Origin of the sequence: Acinetobacter sp. YH12255 (assembly GCF_013417355.1) — a bacterium.
In the GTDB taxonomy this organism is placed as follows: domain Bacteria; phylum Pseudomonadota; class Gammaproteobacteria; order Pseudomonadales; family Moraxellaceae; genus Acinetobacter; species Acinetobacter pseudolwoffii.
The window spans coordinates 1-7,932 of the sequence record NZ_VPEC01000069.1; the positions used below are offsets into that span (position 1 = coordinate 1).

A 7,932-nucleotide genomic window follows, 5' to 3' on the forward strand; every position below is an offset into this window, starting at 1 on the left:
CATGAGAAAGCCCATATAAATGGGTAATGTACAAGTTGCTGTAGAAGCATGTTTAATTCGTCTGATCACAGATACTTTATAAAGTATTTTAATACTTTTTTGAATCCGTCAATGCGTAAGTCCTAAGTTATAAACCCTAAATAGAAATGTCCGGTTTTCCATCCGATCAGGAATAACAATATTATTAATAAAAAACAATAAATTAAATAGTTGCTTAGTTTTCATAATGTATATATAGTGTATATACATTTTATTGTTTTAGTGCCTTTGGGAATAAATATCTTATGACTGATCAACCCAAAAAAATAAAGGCCAACAAAAAAGATGGGCAACTCTTAATTCGCATTAACAGCACTCAACGTGATGAGTTCATTCAATTGTGTGAAGCTATGGACACCAGTGCCGCTAGAGAATTAAGAAAATTTATCAGTAGTTTTATGAAAAAAAATCAGTCAGCGGATATTCATACCAAGGAGTGACATCATGTCGAAGCAAGTTAAAATCTTGAAACAGAAGATCAAAGCACGTCTTGAAAAGATTTCAAAACACAAAAACAAGTTAAATAAGCTCAAAAAGCAGCTTAAAAAACAGAAGTAATAGTGAGAATTAGTCTCACTAGAAAGTAAAAAAAAAGCTGAATTTCCTATTAGGAAATTCAGCTTTTTTCATTATTTACTGTCGGGACTATACCAGCTCAGAAATAATATCTGCCAATACTTCGTCTGCTTGCGAAGTACTTTTCACAGAAGAAATTTCCTTTTTAATTTTAGTGAGAGATTTCCCCCGTTTCTTTAAAAGAAAAAACGGTTTTATTTCCTGTGAGGATTAGAGGGGTAAGATTAGAGACTTCGCCTATTTTTAAGAATAGCTCTGCCACTCTGACTTGATGAGCATAAATAGATCGTAACTTTTGGGTAATTTCTAAAGCAGTCCGTTTATTCATAAATATATCCATTAATTTTATTAGATTTTTTGAACATTTTAATTCTTATAAACCCAATCTTAACAGAACCAGTATCGATGAGTAAATGCCTATACAGCATCTTCAATAAATTGGCTGGGCTACAGCAGAATGAAGTCGTTGATAATAAAAGATTAGGTTCAGTTCTGGCGCATATCCAGCAACAGCATGAAGAGTTGGAGAAACAGAATAAACGCTCCCGGGCCAAGAAAAGTATGCCAAGCCGTAAAGCTCAGAAAGCCGATATTGAACAAAGAAAGTTAAATCCTGTGCTTGACTCTTGTAGTTAAAAACAGGACATTTTAAATGGTTTATCGCATAGACATTTTAATTGGTGAATAACAGTAATCATAACTTTTGCCCCATTTGTGATGGATTAATCTATCTCGATTCTACTGAATCGGATCATCGGATTGCCAAAGCCGTAGGTGGGCAAGGTGTTCTAGAGAATGGTCTGCTGGTTCATCCCATCTGTAATAGAATGAAATCAGATCTGAGTCTGGAAGAGATTAGAGCGGATTTGTTTGGTGAATTACTGTATTAATCAACAGAGCGATGAGCTCATTTTTGCAGATGTATCAATGATTAATCACATGATTTAACTTTTGATACATTCAGCCAATGTGGTTATTTTTAATTCAGTCCAGAATCACAACCAGAAACTAGCAGTAGTTTCTGAATGACCGTCAAGGTCCTTAGTTTTGCCCATAGATTCCCTCTGTGGGCTTTTTTTTGATCAAAAATTGTATAGATGCTCTAAAATAAACCTTTTAGCATTTCATAAGCAATTAGGATTAAGGCTGAGACCATCAGCACAACAAAAATGAGTTCCACTCTAGTTAACATATTAATTCCTTTTACTTTTCACTTAATTTATATAGCAGTTAAGTCGCAGCAGCAATGACATAACATGACATAGAAAATAATCAAAAAGACAGAATTTGGATTATCTCATCGATGAAAACCTATCAAATTTCGTCTAAAGAGTAGACCTGGTATCTTGGAGCTTGTCGTGATTAGCGTCTCTAAACTGCTATAACAGCAGTTTAGAATTTTAAATATTTCACATGAACTGGAAACCTTCTTTGTAATTAAATATATTTTCACTTGGTATCTAAATTTTGATAGAATTAATTAAAACTTTAGAGTTTAAGTGGAAACAGTGAGAAAAACTAATATTCGACGTGATAGCTACTTAAAATTTCTGAATACATGGCAAAACCGTGATGTCATTAAAGTGCTTTCGGGTGTACGTCGCTCTGGAAAATCCACCTTGCTGGCGATGTTTCAACAAGACCTAAAAGCACAGGGGGTACAAGCCGAAAACATCATTGTCATCAACTTTGAATTTATGGAATTTGAAGAACTCACCGATTACCGTAAACTACATGATTAAGAGGTGGTCCCACTTGTTTGAACAACTAAAAGCGTATTTATAAGTGATATTCCGCTCTAGTTAAGCCACCTTGTTTTGTTGGGGTAGCTGATCATAGTAAAACTCATTTGGTGTCAATTTGTCTAGACTCGAATGAGGTCGTTTCAAATTATAAAACTCAAAATATGCACTCAATTGCTTTTTCGCATCTGTGACACTGCTATAAGCTTTGAGATACACCTCTTCATATTTAACGCTCCGCCATAATCGTTCAACCATCACATTATCAATCCATCGACCTTTACCATCCATACTGATTTGAATGCCATTTGATTTCAATACATCAATAAATGCATCACTGGTGAACTGACTGCCTTGGTCTGTATTAAATATTTCAGGTGATCCATATTTTTCAATTGCTTCATTTAAAGCCGAAATACAAAAATCCACCTCCATACTAATCGATACCCTATGCGCAAGTACCTTGCGGCTATGCCAATCAATCACAGCACATAAATAAACAAAGCCTTTTGCCATAGGGATATACGTTATATCCGTAGACCACACTTGATTACTGCGCAGAATAGCCAACCCTTTGAGCAGATATGGATATTTACGGTGAGCTTGATTAGCCTGGCTTAAATTTGGTTTGCAATATAACGCCTGAATACCCATTTTCTTCATTAAAGTACGTGTATGACGTCGTCCTATATGATGCCCTTGACGATTCAACAAATCACGCATCATACGACTGCCTGCAAAAGGATATTGCATATGTAATTCATCAATACATCGCATCAGTTTCAGATCTGATGAGCTAACAGGTTTTGGGCGATAATAATAACAACCACGAGAGACTTTCAGTAACTTAGCCTGTTTAGATACTGAAATCTGAAGTGAGTGATCGATTAACTTTTGTGGTTGAAGTGGCCCAGTTTCTTCAACACACCTTCTAAAAAATCAATTTCTAATGCCTGCTCACCGATTTTTGCATGTAACTTTTTAAGATCAATGGGGGGTTCTGATGGAGCTTTTGATTGATCGAAAGCTTGCGAGGAAGCTGAGATCAATTGATTTTTCCAGTCAATAATTTGGTTTTGATGAACATCAAACTCAGAACTCAATTCAGCAAGTGTTTTTTCTGCTTTGATCGCAGCAAGTGCTACCTTAGCTTTAAAGTCGTTTGAATGATTTCTTCTTGGTCTACGTGCCATAAAATACTCCATATATTGATGTTTATAACATCATTTGAGGAGCAGAATATCACTTATAGGAGTTGTTCAAATTTCCGGATCCATCTCTATTATGTATTGTCAAAAGTTGATGAAAGCAAGAAAAACTATGTTTTTTTAGATGAAATACAACATGTTACCAATTTTGAAAAAGTAGTCGACTCTTTATATGTTCGGGATTATATCGATTTATATATTACAGGTTCAAATGCATTCTTTCTGAGTGGAGAACTTGCGACTTTACTCACAGGACGCTATATCGAGCAACATGTTTTACCCTTGTCATTCCAAGAGTTTAAACAGTGGCATATTGAAAATAATCCGATCATCCAACAATTATCCAATCGTGATTTGTATGCCATGTACACGCGAAGTAGTTTCCCCTATACGCTTGCCATGACCAGCCAGCAGGAAACCTATGATTACTTGCAAGCAGTCTATGCCAGTGTAATGTTTAAAGATGTTATTCCCCGTTTAAATACTGCCGATATTAACTCTCTCGAGCGTGTCGCAAGATATTTGGCAAGCGTGACAGGCTCACCCATTTCCATCAATAAAATTAAAAATACCTTTGTTTCAAGCGGGGTTAAAATCTCATTTGAAACAGTGAAGCGCTATATTCGGGGCTTACAGGACAGTTTGCTATTTTATAGCGCCGCACAGTTTAAAGTACGTGGGCGTGAGTTATTACAATCCTCTGAAAAATACTATTTAGTTGATGTTGGATTGCGCCGCATTATGTTGCCTGATGCTAATGCTGATCAAGGTCATATCTTAGAAAATGTGATTTATCTTGAGCTTGTCAGACGAGGTTATACGGTCTATGTAGGGCGGATTGATGAATATGAAATTGATTTTGTTGCTGTCGATACTTTACAGAATTTAACTTATTATCAGGTGGCATTAGAAACCCTCAATGAGGAGACACTAAGCCGAGAGTTACGTCCATTACAGAAAATTTCTGATTCATATCCCAAGTATTTACTTACCTTAGACACGATCGGGACTGAAGCCAATTATAATGGTATTGTAAAAATGAACGCTCTTGATTGGTTGCTGTCTGAAAATAAGTAAAGTGGAGTCTACTTAGGTTAGTTAAAACACACTCTGTTTCGGCCATTATTTTTAGCTTGGTATAAACGTTGATCTGCGGTTTCTAAAGCACTCATTAACTGGGACTCTGCATCTATTTTGGCGGCCCCAAAACTTGCAGTCACTCGAATCTGATGAACAAAAAGGTGCCCTTCAATCTTTTTACGTAAGCGTTCCAGCAAAACAAAAGAAGATTCTTGATCTGCACTTTGCAATAATACAATAAATTCTTCTCCGCCAAATCTGCCGGCAATATCACCTTGCCGAATGTTGGATTTTAATAGATTTGCAATTTCCAATAGGATGTTGTCCCCGACCACATGCCCCCAGGTATCATTGATCTCCTTAAAACTATCAAGGTCACACATCACCAGATAGACTTCACCGTGCTGCAATTCATTAAACAAATCTTTGGTTTTTTCTAAAAAACCATTGCGGTTATACAGCTTGGTTAAAGAATCTCTCAACCTTTCTTCGTTAATGATATCAAACCGTTCTTTTACCGCTACCGCTGAAACTATAATTGCAAACCACAGGCTGAGGAACAGATTGACAGCAATCATGGTCATCCACCATGTTGTTGTTGCCAAGGCGACGTTTTGCACATTTTGAAAATATATAATGACAATTGAGGTTCTAAGCACCCCATAAGCAAATAAGAGAAAATAACTCGCACATAAAAGCATTTCTAAGGCGTAGGTTTTTTTAAATAAAACATAGATTTTTGGAAGTGCTAAAGCTTCCAAGCATAAAATCATAATATTAATGGTGACGATGCGGGGCCACAACTGTTCATCGACATGGGTAAAATATAACAGTGACCCCATACCCACTACAATCAAAGTGCTTGCTACAAATATATTTGATTTTGAATTGGCTTTTAACAGCATGCCATGGGCAACGGCCCAAGCACCACCTAAATAAAAAAGTGCCAGCCATGGCGCGGTCAGCCTCAGTTGAGCATTACTCATCAGTGTCTGTGCGGCTAATCCTATGGATGGAAAAATGCAAGCCAAGCCCATCCAGAATAAATATTTAGGCGCTTGAAAGCCTAGATGCGTAGCAATAAAAACAGCACCTATCAGACTTAAACAAATCGGATAAGCTAATAAAAAATATTGGATATCTGGTAGATGTACGTCTTGTATGACCATCCAAAGCTGTGTGATTTTTATTCTAAATTGTTTAGAAAGAATTAGCTAATCATTCTTATTTTTAACTTAAGCTACGAAATACTGTCCGCTAAAAAATCATTGCACCGACAATAAAACACAACACCCCAAAAGCGATCCAAAGCCAGACAGTTGATCTGGATGTCTCCATACTTAGGCGATGCAATCGTGGTGGTTGCTGAGATGTATTCTGTGGGGTATTCGGGCTATTTGTATAGGGGTGATGTTTGGAATAAGAGAGTCCTGTTCCTGGAATGCCCACGCTGGTTCGAGTGCCTTTTTTACCAATATTTAGAGAAGCACCGGGTTTGCCAATGCTCGCACTGCTGATGCCCTTATGCGTCAGATTAATTTTTAATCCGGGTAGCAGTTTAATACTCTTGTGAAATCTAAAGCCCATATTCCCCCCATTTGCAAAACCAGTTCGCTGTGTATTTTAGTTGATATAGCTAAATACTAAATAAATCACCACAGTGATCTTTAAATAATTTATCACTATCTGCAACTCTAAATTTATTTCGAACAGATTTCACTCTAGACCACATTTTTTCGATTGGATTTAAATCAGGACTATATTGGGGTAACCAAACTAAATAATGACCTACTTTTTTCAGGAGTTCTTGTAATTTTTGACCTTTATGAAAAGAAGCATTATCCATAATTAAAACACTTTTTTTCTTTAATTTTGGTAATAAATCGTGTTCAATCCACCCTTCAAACACTTAGGTCGTAATCGTGCATTCAAAAGGACAAAGATGGCGTACAGATCATGAAAGACTACATGGCCTCAGGATCTTTTGCCCGTAGCCGGGAACAGATGGAAGCCTCAGCTTCGATGGTTTTTGTGGGGAATATCAACCAAAGCGTTGAATCTCTGGGCAAAACCAGCCATCTGTTGGCACCTTTCCCTGAAGCCATGATCGATTCAGCATTCTTCGATCGTTTTCATGCTTATATCCCCGGCTGGGAAATTCCGAAGATGCGCCCGGAGTTTTTCACCAACCGTTATGGATTGATCGTTGATTATCTGGCTGAATTCTTCCGGGAAATGCGCAAGCGTAGCTTTGCAGATTCCATTGAGAAGTACTTCAAACTCGGTAACAACCTGAATCAGCGTGATGTGATCGCCGTTCGCAAGACGGTTTCCGGATTGATGAAGCTACTCTACCCACACGGTCAGTTTAATAAAGAAGATGTACGCCAGTGTCTGGAATATGCGTTGCAGGTGCGCCGTCGTATCAAAGAGCCGCTGAAGAAAATTGGTGGCATGGAATTCTATGATGTTCATTTCAGCTATATCGATAATGATACCTTAGAAGAACATTTTGTATCGGTAAAAGAGCAGGGTGGTGGTGGACTGATTCCCGAAGGTCCAGCCAAGCCAGGTTTCTTATATACCATCGGGCTCAGTAATAAAGGCATGCCGAGGTTATACCGCTTAGAACTTCAAGTCACCAAAGGTTCAGGAAAGCTGGCGACATCAGGCTTATGGAATTCAAGTAGTGCCAAGGAGCAGGACAAAATTGCATTTGACTACTTCAAGGCCAATGCATCCCGGATCTCGGGTGGCAGTAAGGTGCTGGAACATGACTTCCACTTACATGTGGTGGAATTACAGAATACCGGCCCGCTCAGCCATCTTGCTCTGCCAAGTTTAGTGGCTTTTGCTTCTGGCCTGTTAGGACGATCGGTACAAAGTCAGATGGTGGTACTGGGTGATATGAGCTTGGGTGGTTCTGTGACACCGGTGGAAAGTATTGCTGAGTGTCTTCAGGTGGCTTTTGATGCGGGTGCCAAGAAGGTTGCTTTGCCAATGAGTAGTGCGGCAGATATCCCAATGATTCCTGTGGAACTGTTTATCAACTTCCAGACCAACTTCTATGCGGATCCTGTGGATGCGGTATTTAAAGCTTTGGGTGTGGATTGAAGGTAGTCGTATTTTAAGATGATGAAATGGCTCTTTATAAATATTTCTCTGTACACGACAAATTTCACAGAACCCTTATCCTATCAGGATTCTGCTTTCTTAAAATTGCCAAAATTTCCTTAAACTCTTCTTTTTTCCCAAAACCAATTAAACGCTGAATCGCCATTTGAACA

At 38.0% G+C, this 7,932-nt stretch carries 7 protein-coding genes and 4 pseudogenes; 6 read left to right on the plus strand and 5 right to left on the minus strand.

Features of this window, described 5'->3' with window-relative positions; all coding sequences use genetic code 11:
* The first annotated feature begins 284 nt into the window (after nucleotides 1–284).
* Nucleotides 285–479 (plus strand): hypothetical protein, encoded by a 195-nt coding sequence (locus FTV30_RS14870; protein WP_159139019.1) that lies wholly within the window; start codon nucleotides 285–287, stop codon nucleotides 477–479.
* A gap of 287 nt (nucleotides 480–766) precedes the next feature.
* Here FTV30_RS14870 and FTV30_RS14875 read toward each other — a convergent pair whose 3' ends face one another.
* Nucleotides 767–943 (minus strand): hypothetical protein, encoded by a 177-nt coding sequence (locus tag FTV30_RS14875; RefSeq protein ID WP_159139020.1) that lies wholly within the window; start codon nucleotides 941–943, stop codon nucleotides 767–769.
* Nucleotides 944–1,026: 83 nt separating this feature from the next.
* Here FTV30_RS14875 and FTV30_RS14880 point away from each other — a divergent pair.
* From FTV30_RS14880 to FTV30_RS14890, 3 pseudogenes are all read left to right on the plus strand, one after another.
* A pseudogene (locus FTV30_RS14880) lies at nucleotides 1,027–1,251 on the plus strand (ISNCY family transposase); the annotation flags it as partial.
* Nucleotides 1,252–1,307: 56 nt separating this feature from the next.
* Nucleotides 1,308–1,505: pseudogene (locus tag FTV30_RS14885) on the plus strand (HNH endonuclease signature motif containing protein); the annotation flags it as partial.
* 618 nt (nucleotides 1,506–2,123) lie between these two features.
* Nucleotides 2,124–2,354 (plus strand): annotated as a pseudogene (locus FTV30_RS14890) (AAA family ATPase); the annotation flags it as partial.
* A 63-nt stretch (nucleotides 2,355–2,417) separates the two neighbouring features.
* Here the strand turns inward: FTV30_RS14890 and FTV30_RS14895 are convergent.
* Nucleotides 2,418–3,550 (minus strand): IS3 family transposase gene (locus FTV30_RS14895; RefSeq protein WP_227509860.1). Its coding sequence is split into 2 segments (ribosomal slippage): nucleotides 2,418–3,298 and nucleotides 3,298–3,550, totalling 1,134 coding nucleotides; the frame shifts between segments, so codons are not numbered across the junction.
* 18 nt (nucleotides 3,551–3,568) lie between these two features.
* Between FTV30_RS14895 and FTV30_RS14900 the strand changes: the two genes are divergently transcribed.
* Complete coding sequence (locus FTV30_RS14900; protein WP_218950582.1) at nucleotides 3,569–4,642, plus strand: ATP-binding protein; 1,074 nt, start codon at nucleotides 3,569–3,571, stop codon at nucleotides 4,640–4,642.
* Between the two features lie 17 nt (nucleotides 4,643–4,659).
* On the opposite strand, the gene FTV30_RS14905 is transcribed toward FTV30_RS14900, so the two are convergent.
* The 3 genes from FTV30_RS14905 to FTV30_RS14915 all read right to left on the minus strand — a co-directional run bounded on the left by FTV30_RS14905 (nucleotide 4,660) and on the right by FTV30_RS14915 (nucleotide 6,554).
* Nucleotides 4,660–5,814, minus strand: coding sequence for a diguanylate cyclase (locus FTV30_RS14905; RefSeq protein WP_218945125.1), 1,155 nt, complete (start codon nucleotides 5,812–5,814; stop codon nucleotides 4,660–4,662).
* Nucleotides 5,815–5,902: 88 nt separating this feature from the next.
* Entirely contained in the window at nucleotides 5,903–6,232 is a 330-nt protein-coding gene (locus tag FTV30_RS14910; RefSeq protein ID WP_159138991.1) for a DUF4236 domain-containing protein, read from the minus strand.
* Between the two features lie 49 nt (nucleotides 6,233–6,281).
* Nucleotides 6,282–6,554 carry a transposase gene (locus FTV30_RS14915; RefSeq protein WP_159138990.1) on the minus strand — a complete coding sequence of 91 codons (273 nt, stop codon included), beginning with the start codon at nucleotides 6,552–6,554 and terminating at the stop codon, nucleotides 6,282–6,284.
* A gap of 23 nt (nucleotides 6,555–6,577) precedes the next feature.
* Here FTV30_RS14915 and FTV30_RS14920 point away from each other — a divergent pair.
* Nucleotides 6,578–7,759 (plus strand): annotated as a pseudogene (locus tag FTV30_RS14920) (BREX system Lon protease-like protein BrxL); the annotation flags it as partial.
* Nucleotides 7,760–7,932 lie beyond the last annotated feature (173 nt).